Annotated in this window: 10 protein-coding genes; 9 read left to right on the forward strand and 1 reads right to left on the reverse strand. The window is 62.5% G+C overall.

Translation table 11 applies throughout. The features are described 5' to 3' along the window. Nucleotides 1–46 precede the first annotated feature (46 nt). The 8 genes from ACFFNA_RS19430 to ACFFNA_RS19465 all read left to right on the forward strand — a co-directional run bounded on the left by ACFFNA_RS19430 (nt 47) and on the right by ACFFNA_RS19465 (nt 12,870). Entirely contained in the window at nt 47–5,080 is a 5,034-nt protein-coding gene (locus ACFFNA_RS19430; RefSeq protein ID WP_379079030.1) for a YadA-like family protein, read from the forward strand. A 7-nt stretch (nt 5,081–5,087) separates the two neighbouring features. Next, entirely contained in the window at nt 5,088–5,663 is a 576-nt protein-coding gene (locus ACFFNA_RS19435) for an invasion associated locus B family protein (RefSeq protein WP_378920799.1), read from the forward strand. Between the two features lie 13 nt (nt 5,664–5,676). Then, complete coding sequence (locus tag ACFFNA_RS19440) at nt 5,677–6,345, forward strand: hypothetical protein (RefSeq protein WP_378920801.1); 669 nt, start codon at nt 5,677–5,679, stop codon at nt 6,343–6,345. A 43-nt stretch (nt 6,346–6,388) separates the two neighbouring features. Continuing rightward, nucleotides 6,389–6,868 carry a DUF4189 domain-containing protein gene (locus ACFFNA_RS19445; protein WP_378920803.1) on the forward strand — a complete coding sequence of 160 codons (480 nt, stop codon included), beginning with the start codon at nt 6,389–6,391 and terminating at the stop codon, nt 6,866–6,868. Between the two features lie 426 nt (nt 6,869–7,294). Then, nucleotides 7,295–8,743 carry a TolC family protein gene (locus tag ACFFNA_RS19450; protein ID WP_111542717.1) on the forward strand — a complete coding sequence of 483 codons (1,449 nt, stop codon included), beginning with the start codon at nt 7,295–7,297 and terminating at the stop codon, nt 8,741–8,743. 39 nt (nt 8,744–8,782) lie between these two features. Further along, nucleotides 8,783–10,915: a type I secretion system permease/ATPase gene (locus ACFFNA_RS19455; RefSeq protein WP_378920805.1), complete on the forward strand. Its 2,133-nt coding sequence runs from the start codon at nt 8,783–8,785 to the stop codon at nt 10,913–10,915. Nucleotides 10,916–10,955: 40 nt separating this feature from the next. Further along, complete coding sequence (locus ACFFNA_RS19460; protein WP_378920807.1) at nt 10,956–12,245, forward strand: HlyD family type I secretion periplasmic adaptor subunit; 1,290 nt, start codon at nt 10,956–10,958, stop codon at nt 12,243–12,245. Next, a complete protein-coding gene (locus tag ACFFNA_RS19465; RefSeq protein WP_111542720.1) occupies nt 12,235–12,870 on the forward strand; it encodes a ribbon-helix-helix domain-containing protein in 636 nt (211 codons plus the stop codon). Before ACFFNA_RS19460 ends, ACFFNA_RS19465 begins: the two co-directional genes overlap by 11 nt. Before the next feature lie 111 nt (nt 12,871–12,981). On the opposite strand, the gene ACFFNA_RS19470 is transcribed toward ACFFNA_RS19465, so the two are convergent. Next, complete coding sequence (locus ACFFNA_RS19470) at nt 12,982–13,926, reverse strand: transglutaminase-like cysteine peptidase (protein WP_378920809.1); 945 nt, start codon at nt 13,924–13,926, stop codon at nt 12,982–12,984. A 324-nt stretch (nt 13,927–14,250) separates the two neighbouring features. Here ACFFNA_RS19470 and ACFFNA_RS19475 point away from each other — a divergent pair. Further along, on the forward strand, nt 14,251–16,208 hold a 1,958-nt coding region (locus ACFFNA_RS19475), incomplete at its 3' end, for a VCBS domain-containing protein (RefSeq protein WP_378920811.1).

The raw sequence follows: 16,208 nt of genomic DNA on the forward strand, positions 1-16,208 counted from the left end.
ATTGGAATTGTCTGACGATTTCATGCCGGCCAGCGGAGAGGGAACCATGACCGACAATCAGATTTCGACCGGCTCGCTTGTTCAGCGTCGCGCGGTGCATTTCGCCGGGCACTGGATCGCGGGTGCCGATCATGGCTCCCGCTCGGTTCGCCGACGCCTGATGGCGGTGCTGCGCATGGCTCATCGCGTGCTCGGCATGCGCCGCAAAGGATCTGGGCTCGGCATGCTCGGCATCGGCAGGATGCTGGCGGCGGTGCTGGGTGCGATCGCATTCGGGAGCATCGCCACGCCGGCGCTGGCGCAGTATGCCGCCGGCGGTGGGACGGCAAACGGCGCCGGCTCGGTGGCTGTCGGTCCGTCCGCTACTACGAACGGATTGCGGGGCGTCGCGGTTGGGTCTGGAGCAACTCAGGCTGGGATCGATTCCATCGCTCAAGGCACCAGCGCCAATGCTGGCAGCCAGAACGCCATCGCGATCGGCTTCCAGTCGATCGCCTCACAGCTCAACACCATCTATCTTGGCTCGCGCACCGCCGCCGGGACAGGTGCAACCGCCCAGAGCGCCATCGGCATCGGCACCGATGTCACGGCATCCCAGGCCGACGCCATCGGGATAGGACGTGCATCCGTTGCGTCGGCACAATATTCCGTGGCTCTTGGCCTGAATGCGAAAGCCACAGGCACCGGCGGCGCGATGGCTCTGGGCCAAGGCACGATCTCAAGCGGCGTCAATTCCGTAGCGCTCGGCGTTCAGGCCAATGCCACCGGAGCCGGCGCCAACGCCTTGGGCACCTTCTCCCTTGCTTCGGGAGGGAACTCCACTGCCCTCGGCACCAGCTCCGCGGCCAGCGGCAACTATGCCACGGCCGCAGGCTGGGGGGCTGTCGCCAACAAGGATAGTGCCGTTGCCATGGGCAAATCGGCCAGCGCGACAGGGCTGAACGCGACAGCGCTCGGCTCCAGTACCAATGCCTCGGCCGATTTCGCCTTGGCGCTGGGCAACCAGGCTGTGTCGAGCGGTATCGGTTCGGTCGCGGCCGGCTCTGGAGCCCAGGCCACGGACGTCTCCGCCATTGCGCTCGGTAACAACGCCACGGCGACTGCCGCGAACGCAAGTGCGCTGGGATTGGGCGCCACTGCGAGCGGTGTAGACGGCACGGCGGTCGGCAAGCAAGCCAATGCGAGCGCGCAAGACGCCATCGCCATGGGTACTACCTCAAAGGCACGTGGCACAGCCAGCACAGCGGTTGGCAACGTCGCCGTCGCCAGCGGCATAAACGCCTCCTCGTTCGGGTCCGGAGCGAACGCGATAGGAGACAATTCCCTCGCCGCTGGCGTCAGCGCCAACGCCGGCGGAGTCGACAGCACCGCTCTCGGCATCGGCACCGTAGCCAGCGCCGACAATTCCACTGCCGTCGGACGTGAATCCCGCGCCACCGGACTCAACAGTACCGCGCTCGGCCGCGGCGCCCAAAGCAGCGCCCTGAACTCCATCTCTCTCGGCGCTGGGACGAGGGCGTCCGGGATAGGCGCCGTCTATGTCGGCTCAAGCACTTTTGCAACGAGCGCCAGTGGAGACAACGCCATCGGCATCGGCACGGACGTGACGGCATCTGAGGACGACGCCATTGCAATGGGGCGCGACAGCCAGGCGACGGCAACCGACGCCATCGCGGTCGGTCTACAGTCCGCCGCGCTCTCCGCCGACTCCGTCGCCATCGGCACGGGCGCTTCTGCCGATGGCGGCAAGGCCGTGGCCATCGGCGCCGGCAACACCGCCTATGGCGACGGCGCGGTGGCCATTGGCGATCCGAGCTACGCCAGCGGCACCGGCGCCTTCACCGGCGGCGCCAACAACATCGCCAACAGCGACGGCACGGCGAGCGCCACCGCGGCCAATATGGCGGCGGGCGCTGTCGCCATCGGCAACAGCAACAAGGCGATCGGGCAAGGCTCCGTGGCGCTGGGCAATGGCTCCACGGCAGGTGCCGCCGGCCTCGCCGGCAATGTCGCGCTGGGCGACGGTGCCACCGCGGCGGCAAGCTCCGGCGACGTGGCGCTCGGCTCCGGTTCGGTGACCACGGCGGCGGTCGGCACGGCAAGCGCCGTGATCAACGGCACGACCTATGCCTTCCAGGGCACCAATCCGACCTCGACGGTCAGCATCGGCGCCCCCGGTGCGGAGCGCACGCTCACCAATCTGGCGGCGGGGCGGATCAGCTTGACGTCGACCGACGCGGTCAACGGCTCGCAGCTCTTCGCCACCAACCAGGCGGTCGACGCCATCGGCACCACGCTCAACAACATCAATGTCGGCGGCGGCATCAAGTATTTCCACGCCAACTCGACATTGGCGGACTCGTCGGCGACGGGTACGGACTCCGTTGCGATCGGACCCACCTCGACCGCGTCGGGGACCAGCTCCATCGCGGCCGGTACCAATGCGAGCGCCTCCGACGTCAACGCCTCGGCCATCGGCACCGGCGCCGTCGCATCGGCCCTCGACGCAACGGCGTTGGGCTACATATCCAAGGCCTCGGGCCAATACAGCACCGCCATCGGCGCCAACGCCAATGCTACAGCCACGTCCAGCACGGCGATCGGCCAGAACGCGTTTGCAACCGGCGTCCAGGCGGCTGCTCTCGGCGCAGGAGCGAATGCCGGCGCCTCGAATGCGCTCGCTCTGGGTGCCCTCTCCACCGCCAGCAACGCCGGCGACGTGGCGCTTGGCTCGGGCTCGGTGACCGCCGTCGCGGTCGGCACGCCTAGCACGGTGATCAATGGCACGACCTATGCCTTCCAGGGCACGACGCCGACCTCGACGGTCAGCATCGGCGCGCCCGGCGCGGAACGCACGCTCACCAACCTGGCGGCGGGGCGGATCAGCGGCTCCTCGACGGATGCGGTCAACGGCTCGCAGCTGTTCGCCACCAACCAGGCGGTCGACGCCATCGGCACCACGCTCAACACCATCGGCGGTTCGGTGACCAATCTTGGCAACATCGTCAACAACATCGCTGGCGACACCTCGACCGCCTATACCGACGCCAACGGCATAGGCATCCGCTACGCCCGCACCAACGAGGCCGGACTGGCGCCAACCGATTCCTTCGCGCAAGGGGTTGGCTCCACCGCCGTCGGTTACCAGGCGACCGCGACCGGCGTCAGCGGGCTGGCGCTCGGCCGCGACAGCCAGGCCAGCATCGACGGCAGCGTGGCGCTCGGTTCCGGTTCGGTCTCCGATCGCGCACTGGCTCCGGCCACGGGCCAGATTGCCGCCGGGCCTTCCAACTTCATCCAGTACAACACGACCGACAAGACACTGCTTGGCGCCGTGTCGGTCGGCACGTCCACCGCCTACCGGCAGATCACCAATGTGGCGGACGGCACCCAGGCTCAGGATGCGGTGACGATCCGCCAGTTGCAGGGGGCGATCGCGGCGGTCTCGGTCACCTCGACAAAATACTTCCATGCCAATTCGGCGGCTGGCGACTCGCTCGCGGTCGGGGCCGAGTCGGTCGCTGTCGGTCCGACGACGGTCGTCAACGGCGACAATGGCATCGGTATCGGCAATGGCGCCATCGTCGACCAGACCGCACCCGGCGGCACGGCCATCGGCCAGAATTCCCATGTGATGCTGGCCGATGGCCTCGCGCTCGGCACCAATTCGACCGCCGCCGGTGTCCAGTCGGTGGCGCTTGGCGCCGGCGCGCAAAGCACGTTCGCCAACAGCGTCGCGCTGGGCGCCCAATCGGTCACAACTGTCGGTGCGCAGGCGAACTACACGGCCTATGCGCTTGCAAGCCCACAAACCTCGGCCGGCGAGGTGTCGGTCGGCGCCGCCGGGGCCGAACGCAAGCTGACCAATGTCGCCGCCGGCTCGGCCAACACCGACGCCGTCAACGTCTCTCAGCTTCGCGGCGTGTCGGAGAGCTTGGTCGATCAGCTGGGCGGGACTTCGGTCGTCAACGGCGACGGATCGATCACCGGACCCACCTACAACATCCAGGGCAACAATTACTCGACCGTCTATGACGGCTTCACCGCCGTCGACAATGCCTTGACCAACATCAGCAATGGCGGCGGCATCAAGTATTTCCACGCCAATTCGACGCTGGCCGACTCTGCCGCCAGCGGCACCGACAGCGTTGCGATCGGGCCGGCGAGCGTGGCGAGCGGCACCGACAGCCTTGCCGCCGGGCACGGTGCCACGGCAAGTGCGCAAGGCGCTGTGGCGCTCGGCGAGGGCGCCAAGGCCAACAACGCCAGCGATGTGGCTCTCGGTTCCGGCTCGGTGACGCAGGCCGCCGTCGGCACCTCCAGCACCACCATCAACGGCAAGACCTACGCCTATGCCGGGACGGCTCCGGTCGGAACCGTCAGCGTCGGCGATGCCGGCGCCGAAAGGACGATCACGAATGTCGCTGCCGGACGCGTTTCCGCCGGCAGCACCGACGCGATAAACGGCTCCCAGCTTTTCGCCACGAACACGGCGATCGAGGATCTGAAAGACGGCGTCGGAAACCTTACCCAGAATGCGGTGGTTTACGACACCAATCCGGATGGCAGCAAAAAGAACAGCATCACGCTGCAGGGCGGAGACGTCAACGCGCCGGTTGTCATCTCGAATGTCGGACCCGGTGTCGCCGGCACCGATGCGGTCAACGTCAACCAGCTGAACCAGGGCATAACCGAGACCAAGAGCTATACCGACAACCGTGTGGCCTACGCCATCGATACGTCCAACGACTACACCGACAAAGTGGCCGTCACGACCTTGCAGCAGGCCAACGATTACACCGACCAGAAGCTCAGCCAGCTCAATCAGGACATCAGCGGCGTACGCGACGAAGCACGACAGGCCGCGGCAATCGGGCTCGCCGCCGCCTCGTTGCGTTACGACGACCGTCCCGGAAAGTTGAGCGTCGCGGCGGGTGGCGGCTTCTGGCGGGACGCCGGCGCTTTCGCCTTTGGCGCGGGCTACACAAGCGAAGACGGCCGCATCCGCGGCAATCTGTCCGGCACGGCCGCGGGTGGACATGTCGGTGTCGGCGCCGGCCTCAGCTTCACGTTGAACTGAGGCGGGAATGAACAGGCAAACCAGTCATGCCCGCCTTGCCGTGCTGACTTGCCTGGCGCTTTTCGGCGGCCTCGTGCCGGCTGTCGGGCAGGTTGCCTCGCAATACAGGATCAAGCCCTCGGACGTGGTGGTGCCTCCCGAGGTGAAACTGGGGGACTACCAGCGCACCATTCGTCCCTTCGAAAATTGGACGCTGATCTGCGACGAGAACCTCAAGGCCCGCAAGAAGGTCTGCAATGTCTCGCAGGTGATCGAGGACACGTCCGGCAAGATGGCCTTCAGCTGGTCGCTGGCCGCCACGCAGGACGGCAAGCCGTACATGATCCTGCGCACCGCGCCGAACGCCAAGAGCGACGGCCTGGTGTCGCTGAAGTTCGAGGGGCGAAGCCAGGCGATCGACGTTCACCTGAACGGCTGCAACGAAATGGTCTGTGTCGGCATGTTGCCGGTCGGGCCCGTCATGCGCCAGCAGATCTCGCAGAATGCGACGCCGGCGATCTCCTACTCGACCGTCGACGGTGGGACGATCACAGTGACCGCAACACTCAAGGGGCTGACAGACGCCCTTTCGCCAGTCAAATAACCGGGGCAGCATCATGAGCCAGCAGGACCAGTTCATGTCCGCAAAACGCAGCAGCCCGACCGTCGAGGCGGATCGGCAGAGGCTCGTCGAGCCCGCGCGGCGGCGGTGGCCGCGCCTCGTCGGATTTTCACTGTTGGGGCTGGTCGTGGCGGGCCTTGGCTTCGCCGCCGGGAACTATGCCGCGATCGCCAACCTGGTCGGCAGCGCGACGGCCGCGCAGCCTGAGACAGCCAACCCAGCACTTCCGGACACGCCATTCCTGCAGCACGTCAAGCAAGCCGGTGTGCAGGCCTGTTCGACTGTCTTTCCGGTGCTCGGACAGATTTTGACGACTGGCACGAAATACAGCGTCAAATCATTGTGGAACGACCAGGCTGCCGACAAACATGCCGTTCAGGCCTTTGTCGGCATGGACTATGCGACGGAGCGGTATAGCGGGCCGGCCGCCGGCGTTGTTTTTGCATCGCCCACCGCTTCCGGTTGCGAGGGGGCGATGGTGCGGGTGGCGCCGTTCGCCAGCCCATGTGCCGACATTCCGTCCGTGCTTCCGCGGGGCAGCAAGATCACCGACCACCTCGGCCAGGTCGAGGTCTACGAGCTTGGCGGGAACGCGGGGGAAGCCCTTCTCCTGCCGACAGGCAGCAGCTGTGTGGTGATCTCCGTCGCTTCGGCGGCGAAGTAAGGACGAAGCTGATGGCGACGAACCCTGCGGAGGCTTGCTGACTATGAGATATAGACCTGTGGCTGCCGTTCTCGGCATCGCCTTGCTCTGGACCGGGCGAGTCATCTCGGCCGATCTGTCGGAAGGACCGCCGGAGCCGCCGGCTCCGCCACCTCAGGAGGAAAAAGGCATCTGGGCGGCAATCGCCTATTCCAGTGCCGATGTCAGATACGGCTTCTTCTGGGGCGCCGACAAGCGGCAAGAGGCGTCGGACATCGCGCTCAAGCATTGCGAGAACGCGGGCGGACAGAATTGCACCGTCGTGGCAGTGTTCCGCAATCACCGCCATTGGGATGACGACGACCAGACCGGCTTTCCTTACAATCATTGCGGTGCCCTGGCCGTGGCCGAGAAGGCAGCCGACCGGCTCACGCCGTGGGGCGCAAAGTCTGCCCAGACCCGCCGGGAAGCGGAAGACCTCGCTTTGCAAGCCTGCCAGGCGGCAGGAGACAAATGCAAGATCCGCGAGTGGGTTTGTACATGAAGCCTGGCCTCACGGCCGTCTCCGCGGGCGGGGCAATCGTATTCTCATTGGTGTCGCCCGAGTTGGCCCAGCAAAGGCGGTTGTTTCAAATGAGGCACCCTAGAGCGGTTCATCGATTCACGGAAACGCCGAACCGCTTTAACAGCGGCTATCCGCGCTTGATTCTGCCCGCATTGGCCCACCGCCAGCTGTTTTTAGTCCTTTTCCCCGCTTGGCAGCGTCCGGATACAATCGCAGGGGGGGCGATGCTTATGTGCCATTTTTGCTACATTTCACAACCTTGTGGCCCGAATTCCCCTTTTAGCAGGGGCTAATTCAATAATTTCTCACACTTTTCGTGAAACTGTGGATAATTCTCGGTGGCAGGCCTTGGCTTGGGTGTAGCACTCGCGAATAAGGGTGCTGGGGAACGTTAGGGTGGGTTTAATGAATACAATAAGCATCTCGACCATGGGCAAGCGCCTTGGTCTTTTGATGGCGGCGACCATGCTGACCTGCGCGAGTGCTCATGCGCTCACGCTCAAGGAGGCGATGGCTGTTGCTGTGGAATCCAATCCCGAGATTGGACAGGCAATCGAAAATCGCGAAGCAATCGAGTTCGAGTTGCGGCAGGCCAAGGGCCTTTATCTTCCCAGTGTCGATGTCGAGGCATCGGCTGGAGCTCGTCGTCTCGACAACTCGTCCCGGCGTGCACTGTCGATAGAGGACGATTCGCTCTATCCGGCGGAAGCGGATCTGGTGGTTACGCAGAAGCTATTTGACAGCGGAGCGCGGCGGGCGGAATTGAACCGCCAGGCATCGCGAGTCGACGGAGCGTCCTTCCGGGTCCTGGAGCGCTCGGAATTCATCGGGCTGTCGGTCGTCCAAGACTACCTTGAATACATGCTGCAGGCTTCGATTGTCGCCGAAGCCAAGAAGAACCTGGGTTTCCATCAGGCGATACTCGGCGACATCCGGCAAGGCATCTCAGGCGGGGCGCTGAACGAGGCCGACCGGCAGCAGGCCGAAGAGCGTCTGTTCGCAGCCAAGGCACGCATGCAGGAGGCGACCGAAGAACTGGAAGCCTCCAAGATCCGGTTCTTCAAGACCGTCGGGAAACCGCTGGTCAATGCTTCGCGGCCTGGTGATGTCGCCGCCGCACTGCCGAGGTCACTCGATGACGCGCTCGGCCTGGCACGACAGAACAATCCGCGCGTTCACATGGCCACCAGCGATATCGCCGCTGCTGCTTCCATGGTGGATGCGGCCCGGGCGAAATATGGCCCTGAAGTGCTGGCCGAAGGCCGTGCCAGGGGAGGGTATGACATTGACGGCGACAACGGCGACGCCAGTGACCTGCAGGCGCGTCTGGTGCTGCGTTGGAACCTGTATCGAGGCGGCATAGACAAGGCCAATGAGCAGGAGCAGATCCGCCGTGCCAGCGAACAGCGGCTTGCCTATCACCAGGTGTTGCGCGAGATCGAGGAGGCTGTCCGCACGTCATGGGATCGCCGTTTCCGGCAAGCCGACCTGGCAAAGACGCTCAGGCTGCAAGCCGCTTCCAGTGAAAAGCTGGTTTCGTCTTACCGCGAGCAATTCAAGGTAGGGCAACGATCGCTGCTCGACGTGCTCGATGCGCAGAATACACGGTTCAACACGGCAACGCTGGCGGACACAGCATCCTATGCATCGCTGTTTGCCGAATACCGGCTTCTGGCCGCGACAGGTCAGTTGCTGAAAACGATGGACCTTCAGCCGGCAAAGCAAGCGACGGCATATGCACGAGCCGAGTTCAACACACCAGAAACCGCAGACACTGAAACCTATGCGCGCACGCCATCGGAGCAGAAGAACGACCTGCCTTTCGATATCCTTGCGCCAGTGAGGAAGAAGTAGGACGGCATAAGGTCCAGCGAGGGTCCTTACGGGCATATCGTGAACCAGCAACCCAACATCCTCTCCCCCAAGGAGGCATTCAAGGCCTGCTTCTCAGCGGTTGCCGGCTATCTCGGCAGGCCAAGTGCCGAGACAGTGCTGTTTGCCGGGGTGCCGATTTCAGAGACGCGAATTGAGGTAGAGGACATTCGGCACCTTGCCGAGCGCATCGGCCTCGAGGCCAAGGAAGTCAATCATCGCGATTTCCTGCGCGGACGCGTCGATCTTCCCGCCATTCTGTTTCGCACCGCCCAGCTGCCTGTTGCCCTGCTCGCGGAGATTGAAGCCGGCGAATACCTGACTGCGCCCCAGGAGAACGGCCGCACCACGATCAGCAGATCCGAGCTGGCTGCCAGCTATATCAGCGGCGGCGCGTCCTTCTCGATCACCTATGCCAACGCCACCGAGGGGATGAAGGTCGGCTCGGCGCAGAAAATCGAAAGGCGCCATTGGCTGACGGGGACGATGGGCGCCTTCTGGCGCACCTATTCGAAAGTCGTCCTGGCAGCGATATTCATCAATGTGCTGGCCATCGCCTCGCCCATCTTCACGATGAACGTTTACGACAGGATTCTGCCGAACAAGGCGATATCCACACTGTGGGTTCTGGCAATCGGCATTGGTGCCGTCATCGTGTTCGATCTGCTTTTGAAGACGGCCAGGGCTTCCCTCATCGACTATGCCGGGCGCAAAGCGGATCTTCGGATATCGTATCTTCTGTTCGAAAAAGTGCTGAACTCGTCACTGTCGGCACGTCCCGGCTCGACCGGCGAATACGCAAACAGGGTCACGCAATATGAGTTCGTCAGGGAGTTCTTCACCTCGAACACCATCAGCGTGTTCATCGACACGGCCTTCGTCTTCGTCTTTCTTCTTGTCATCTATGCGATAGGCGGCTGGCTGGTGATCATACCGGCGCTGGCCTTTGTGATGTCCGTCATCGTCGGCCTGATTACCCAGCGCCGCATCGGCAAGCGCGTCGCCGCCTCAATGAACGAAGCTTCGCAACGCCAGGCCCTGCTGGTCGAATCCATCTCCACGCTGGAGACGATCAAGTCGCTGCGCGCCGAGGCGTATCTGCTGCGAAAATGGGGAGAGCACTCGAAGAACGCCGCCAACACTTCCGAGAAGATCAAACAACTCTCGGCGGCCGCAGGCAACATAACCCAGTCCATACAACAGCTGGTGACCGTCGCTCTGGTGGTGGCCGGCGCCTACGCCTTCTCGGAAGGCCATGTTTCGACAGGAGCAATCATAGGAACGGTCATGCTGGCGAGCAGGGCCGTGGCTCCACTCGGCCAGATCGCCATCACGCTGTCCCGGTTTCGCCAGGCCATGCTCTCGTTGAGAATGGTGAACTCGATCATGGCTCAACCGGAGGACCGACCGGACACGGTGGGTTTCGTCAACCGCCCCATTCGCAACGGGGCGATGGTGTTCAGGAATGTCGGGTTTGTCTATCCCAGCTCGGAAAACGAGGTTTTGACCGGTCTGAATTTCGCGGTGAAGCCGGGAGAGCGGATCGGCATCATCGGTCGCATAGGATCAGGAAAGACGACGATGGGTCGGCTGATCGGCAGGCTTTTCCTGCCGACCTCCGGTGAGCTGCTGCTGGATGGGATCGATATCCGCCAGTATCACCCGTCAGAGGTTCGCGCCGCTGTCGGCATCGTTGCGCAGGCTGGCGATCTGTTCTCTGGCACCATCAAGGAAAATCTCCTGATGGCATGTCCGGAGGCTACCGATGAGCAGATCATCGAAGCGGCAAAGGCGGCTGGCGTCGACGATTTCGTCTCACGCCATCCGCGCGGCTACGACATGAATGTCGGCGAGCGTGGCACCAATCTTTCAGGCGGCCAGAGGCAGACGGTGGCGATCGCACGCCTGCTGCTGACCAAACCGAAAATCGTCTTTCTGGATGAACCATCGGGCTCGATGGATCTCGCATCGGAACGCCAGTTGATAAAGCAGCTCAAGGTCGCCTTTGACCGCGATACGACGTTGATCGTCTCCACACATCGCTTCAGCATGCTTGAACTGGCCGACCGCCTGATCGTTATCGAACAGGGCAGGATCGTTGCTGACGGACCGAAGGACCAAGTCATACAGGCGTTGCAGAAAACAAGCGCCTGATAAATAAATTGAATGCATCCAATGCGTTGGGGCGTGGGAAATGCTGGCCAGGGAAGATCGACCGCCGCTCTTTGCGTCGGCGTCCATATTCATAATAGGAGCGCTCTTTGTCGTTTTTGTCGCCTGGGCATCCTTTGCCGAAGTCGATGAGATCGCACGGGGCGACGGCAAGGTGATACCCGCGTCCAAGACCCAGATCATTCAGGCGAGTGAAGCCGGTGTCGTCCAGGAAATCGCAGTGACGATTGGCCAGGTCGTCAAGAAGAATGATCTCATCATTCGCCTGGACAACACGCTCAACACGTCCAGCCTTGGCGAGCAGCAGGCCAAGGCGCGGGCCCTGCAGGCGCGCATTGCGCGGCTCCAATTCGAGCAGAGCGGCAATCTCGAAGGCTCATTTCCCTGTCCGCCCGAGATACAGAAAATAGCGCCGGAAATCTGCGAAAACGAGCAGAAGCTGCTCATCGCGCGCCGCGAAAACTTCGAAGTCAAGCTGTCGGTTCTCAAGTCGCGCCTCGATCAGCGCGAGAATGAATTGGACGAGGCCACCGCCAATCTCGATCGCCTCACCAAGAATCTGGCCGTTAGCGACCAGGAAAAGGCACTGGTCGATTCCATGGTCAAGAAGGGGCTGATGGCGAGGACCGAGCAGATCCGCGTCGACCGCGAGCAGACCGAACTGCAAGGGCAGTTGAACCTCGCCGGTGAAACCATCAAGAAAACCAAGGGGGCTATCACGGAAGCCCAGCTTCAGGTCAACGAACTCGGCCTGCAGTTGCAGCAGGAAGCTCTGAGCGACCTGACGGAGGCGCTGGCCGACCTCTCGGTGGTGGATGAAACCATAAGGGGGGCGACCGACAAGGTCGCGCGCACGGATATCCGGTCTCCCGTGGACGGGATTGTCAACACGCTGGAGCTGAACACTGTCGGTGCCTTCGTCCAACCTGGCGCCGTCGTGGCCGGCATCGTGCCAACCTCCGAGACTTTGCTGGTGGAGGCGCGGGTGTCGCCCCGGGATGTCGCGTTCATCCGCCCCGACCAGGACGCGCTTATCAAAGTCACCGCCTACGATTTCTCGATCTTCGGCGGCATCGAAGGCAAGGTCTCCAACATTACAGCCGACAGCCTGGTCGATCAGAAGACAGGCGAACCCTATTACCAAGTGCGCGTGTCGACGGACAAATCGACACTTGAGAGAGACGGCAAGGCCTATTCGATCATCCCGGGCATGATCTGTTCAGTCGACATCAAGACCGGGCGCAAGACAATCCTGAACTACCTCTTGAAGCCGATCAACAAGGCACGTCAGGAGGCGATGAGTGAGCGGTAGCGCCAGCTCTCCCGGTCACGAGCGGCTGTTGCCTCCCGTCACGGCAGAGGATTTTGGGCTGGAATTTCGGGTTGTGGCACGTGGCGGCATACGACGCGGCATCCGTTTGGAACGGGCATTCTGGATGTCGCTGAAGCAGATGGCCGAAAACAGGAAGTGCACCATCGGCATGCTCATCGATGAGATCGCCGAAAGTCAGCCACAGACAGGTAACCTGACATCTGCGATCAGGGTGGCTTGCATGCGTGGATTGGCGGAAGAAAACCTGACCTTGCGAAGGCTTGCGTCGATCAACACCATCAACGCCATACTGGTCGCCTGCCCGTCACCAGCCTTTGCCCTGGCATCGTCGAAGAAGATCCTGACGTTCAACTCGCCGTTCCAGCAACTGGTCAAGCGTCAATTGCCGATAGCCCCAAACGATGATGCGCGCCATGACCTCAAGCTGGCGCTGGACCTCAATGTAGCCGACATATTCACGCGGCTCGACGCCAATGGCGAATCGCCGGTGGCTACAGGTTTTGTCATCGGCGCCGGTGAACGTCGATACCGCGGTCAGTTGAATGCGGTGCGAGCCCCGGTGGTCGAGCCGGAGTTGCTGATGGCGTTCGTCTTCGGCGGCTAAAGCGTGTCGCATTGAACCGGATTCACCCGATGCGCTCACGCCTGTGTTTCACCCATGCCGTTGTCCCAAAATCGCTGCGCACTTTTGACGCCGCACGATCTTGCCGGAACCCTATGGCTGAAAACCTTCGCCCGGCGCGACAGTCGCGAAGCCGCCTTTGATGTCAGCCATCTGGGCTGCGCCCGGTTTTGAGCCGTGGATCCAGGCCCGGTCCGTGCTGAACGAATAGAGCGGAACGTAGTCCGGAAGATCGCTATCGCGCACAACGGTGTTGCTGAGGCTGTCGAGAATGAAGGTGCCACTGCCTGTGCTCACGGACAGCACCGCGTGAAAGAAGCCTCTCTTGCGGTCCTGGAGAACAACGAGCGCCATGCTTTGCGTCGGAATGCCGGCCCTCAGCAGAGCCGTCATCTTGAGGATGGCAAAATCCTCGCAGTCGCCGGCCCGCCGTTCGAGAATTTCCGACGGCTTTGCCCAATAGTCGAGTTTGCCGTAGACAACGCTGTCTTTCCTGTAGGCGATCAGGCGATTTACGCTGCTGTTGACGAAGGATAGTTTCTCGCTGAAACCCTTGCCCTGAGCGGCGGAGACCATGTTGGCAAAAGCCGCACTCTTGCGCTCGCAGGCACTGCCTGCCGAGCAGTTGGTGATTGCCCGGTAGACGGGTGCCCAACGAGCCGAGACGGGAAAATTGCGCATCGACAAGGCGACCGATCCGAATACGCCGGGAATAATCGACGCCGTCTGCACCGGATCTATCCCGGCATCAGCACGCGCCGTTGACGAGCCATCCCCGCGATCAGCAACGGCCGGGCCGTAGCTGCCGACAACCATGCTGATCCGGTAAGGGGCCGCAGGCTGCCAGGGTTGAGGCCTCGCCAACGAAACACCGCCGAGAGAGGGCGGCGTCAGAACCTTTTCCAGAGGCGTGCCGGTAGCGGCAACCTCCCTGGAAACGGCATTCGCGAATGATGGTCCTGCCAGGCCGACAAGGCCGATTGCCAGCAGGAGCACCTTGAGCCTGGTTTTTCCCAGGACTGATTTTTCTTTTTTCATAACGCCCACCTTTGACTGTGGACGCTACCAATCTTGTCTCAAATTATTGGAAAGGAAGGTGGATAACTTTCTAAGAAATGGCTTTGTCTATTTTCTCTAAAATTTTATTTAATTTTATACTTATATTTACCAAGAAGGCTCGCTCAACCCTCCGCCAAGCAAGCCGTACGGAAGCAAACATATATCGGGGTATATGTTCGTGGTTTACCACGTGTAAAAAATGCTGAGGCAAGCATATCGGAATATATGAAATAGATTACGGGACTGTTGCAAAGCAGAAGTGGCCGCTGTCTCTATCCGGGAAATATCGGAGGGGTTTCAGCCATGACGACCAATAACGAGTTGGACAGTTTCTCGGGTTCCTTGGACGAGCATTCCGCGTCCAATGAACACAACGGCCAGGCATCGCCGGCGGAGATCCGGGTCGCACAAGCAACTTCGGCGCAGCAGCCCGCGCCGGCAGCGGCCGAGCCGGTGCCGGTCGATGTTGGCGGCGGAGCGCCCGTCAAGCCGGAAGCGCCGGCGACAGCAAACGCACCCGCGGCGACGGCACCTCATGAATATGTGGCTGACGCCAGCAACATCGTAAAACTTCCGTCCAGCGTTTCCATCGACAACATCAAGGTCGACGGCCATAACCTTGTGCTCGAACAGGCCGACGGCTCGGTGATCGTGATCAAGGATGGCGCCTTGAACGTGCCGACCTTCGTCATCGGCGACGTCGAGGTGCCGCGCGTGGCCTTGCTGGCAGCGCTCGAGGCAAGTCATGTCGACGTTGCCTTTGGTGCCGACGGCTCCATATCGGCCGGTCCTGGCGGTTCGCCCTCGAGTGCAGGCGGGAATTTCGAAATTCCCGCAGGCGGTATCGGCGACGGGTTTGGCCTTTCGGATTTGTTGCCTCCGACAGACTTGCAGTTTGGGTTGCTGGACCGGCGTGAGCTGACGATCGGGCTCAGGGAAGAGGACTCCACCCCCTCGATCGACCTCATAGGCTCGGCAACAGTCAACGAGGCCGGCTTGCCGGCGCGCGGCGGCGAGCCTGCCGGCTCGAACGAGGCTGCGGCCTCGGAGACGACCTCAGGCAACATCGGCTTCACCTCGCCGGACGGCGTGTCGGTGGTCTCGCTCGACGGCCATGCGCTGAGTGCGGTGGATCAAACCTTCACTGATGGGACCGGCTCGCTGACGGCGAGCTATGTCTTCGATGCGGCGACCGGCATCGGCACCATCCACTACACCTACACGCTTCTCGACAACACCGCTGGCAACGCCACAAATGTGAGCTTCCCTGTTGCGGTGATGGACGCAAATGGCGATCCGGCACCGGCCGGCAATCTGGTCGTCAACATCATCGACGACGCGCCGACGGCAGTTGCCGACACCGATGCGGTGGCGGCGGGTTCGCACGCGCCGGTCGGCGGCAATGTGATCAGCGGCGCCGGCAGCGACGGCAATGCGGCGGGCGCCGACACCAAGGGCGCCGACGACGCGACGGTTGCGGGCGTTGCCGCCGGCGCGACGAATGCCGATCTGGACAGCGGCGCCACGCTGAATACACCGATCCACGGCACCTATGGTACGCTGACATTGCAGGCGGACGGCTCCTACAGCTATGTGCGCGATGCCGGCACGGCCGGCGGCGTCCACGACGTGTTCACCTACACGATCAAGGACGGCGACGGAGATCTGTCGCACACGACATTGACGATCTCGATCGGCAATTCGACACCGACGATCGGCGACCTGACGCCGGCAGCCGGCGGCGGCGACGTGACGGTCAACGAGGACGATCTGCTGGCCAGCCGCGGGGCTGGTGAATCGGCCGGCTCCGACAGCTCGAAGGAAAGCACGACGCAGGGAGGTACCTTCGCCATCTCGTCGCCAGACGGCATCGCCTCGCTGGCGATCGACGGCCACACCTTCATCACCAACGGGGTGTTCACCGCCGGCTCGTTCACGACGGCGCTGGGCAATACGCTGAACGTGACGGCCTATGATGCCGCAACTGGTCAGGTGAGCTACACCTACACACTGCTCGACAATGAGGCACATGCGGCCGTCCAGGGCACCAACAGCCTGTTCGAGAACTTCACCGTCACGCTCACCGACCAGGACGCGCAGAGCGTCAACGGCACGCTGTCGGTCAACATCGTTGACGACGTGCCGACGGCTACGACCGAGGCTTCGCAGAATGTCGCCGAAGGCACGACGGTGACCGGCACGCTGGACTTCGTCGCCGGCGCCGACGGCGCGACGGTGACGCATATCGGCGCCACGGCGCT

It is taken from the genome of Mesorhizobium kowhaii (assembly GCF_042431665.1).
GTDB lineage: Bacteria > Pseudomonadota > Alphaproteobacteria > Rhizobiales > Rhizobiaceae > Mesorhizobium > Mesorhizobium kowhaii.

Coding starts and splice junctions, on each gene's coding strand:
- ACFFNA_RS19445 (WP_378920803.1), top strand. CDS start 6,389: ATGAGATATAGACCTGTGGCTGCCGTTCTCGGCATCGCCTTGCTCTGG.
- ACFFNA_RS19460 (WP_378920807.1), top strand. CDS start 10,956: ATGCTGGCCAGGGAAGATCGACCGCCGCTCTTTGCGTCGGCGTCCATA.
- ACFFNA_RS19450 (WP_111542717.1), top strand. CDS start 7,295: ATGAATACAATAAGCATCTCGACCATGGGCAAGCGCCTTGGTCTTTTG.
- ACFFNA_RS19470 (WP_378920809.1), bottom strand. CDS start 13,926: ATGAAAAAAGAAAAATCAGTCCTGGGAAAAACCAGGCTCAAGGTGCTC.
- ACFFNA_RS19440 (WP_378920801.1), top strand. CDS start 5,677: ATGAGCCAGCAGGACCAGTTCATGTCCGCAAAACGCAGCAGCCCGACC.
- ACFFNA_RS19430 (WP_379079030.1), top strand. CDS start 47: ATGACCGACAATCAGATTTCGACCGGCTCGCTTGTTCAGCGTCGCGCG.
- ACFFNA_RS19435 (WP_378920799.1), top strand. CDS start 5,088: ATGAACAGGCAAACCAGTCATGCCCGCCTTGCCGTGCTGACTTGCCTG.